This window comes from Limosilactobacillus avium (assembly GCF_947381485.1).
Lineage (GTDB): Bacteria > Bacillota > Bacilli > Lactobacillales > Lactobacillaceae > Limosilactobacillus > Limosilactobacillus avium.
In genome coordinates, this window is sequence record NZ_CANCWN010000101.1 from 1 (window position 1) to 433 (window position 433).

General features: G+C 45.3%; 1 pseudogene. It reads left to right on the forward strand.

What is annotated here, in order from left to right:
* Positions 1–330: pseudogene (locus QOS01_RS10470) on the forward strand (RNA-guided endonuclease TnpB family protein); the annotation flags it as partial.
* Positions 331–433 lie beyond the last annotated feature (103 nt).

The window sequence follows — 433 nt, forward strand, 5'->3', positions numbered from 1 at the left end:
GTTAATCACAACCTCGCCCAAGCCTTTAAGATGTTATTTAAACGCCAAGGTGGTTACCCACGTTTTAAATCGCGTCGTGCTATTCGCCAAGCTTATACGGGGCGGTCAGTGTGTCGAGTGCTTGCTAAGCGGCGAGTGAGATTACCTAAGCTGGGCAGTATTCGGACTAGTAAAACAACCCGGTTAGCTAATAGCAAGATTAAGTGCTATACGGTTTGCTTTGAGCCAACTGGCCGTTACTATCTATCATTACAAGTGGCTGTTGAAACTCCCAAACACCTGAGAAAAACAGGAAAGCAGTCGGAATTGATGTTGGCATCGCTAATCTAGCCATTAGTTCTGATGGGATTAAGTACGGAACCTTTAATGCTAAATGGGCGGAAAAGCAAGTAACCAAGTGGCAGAGTAAGTATGCCAAACGGAAACATCAGGC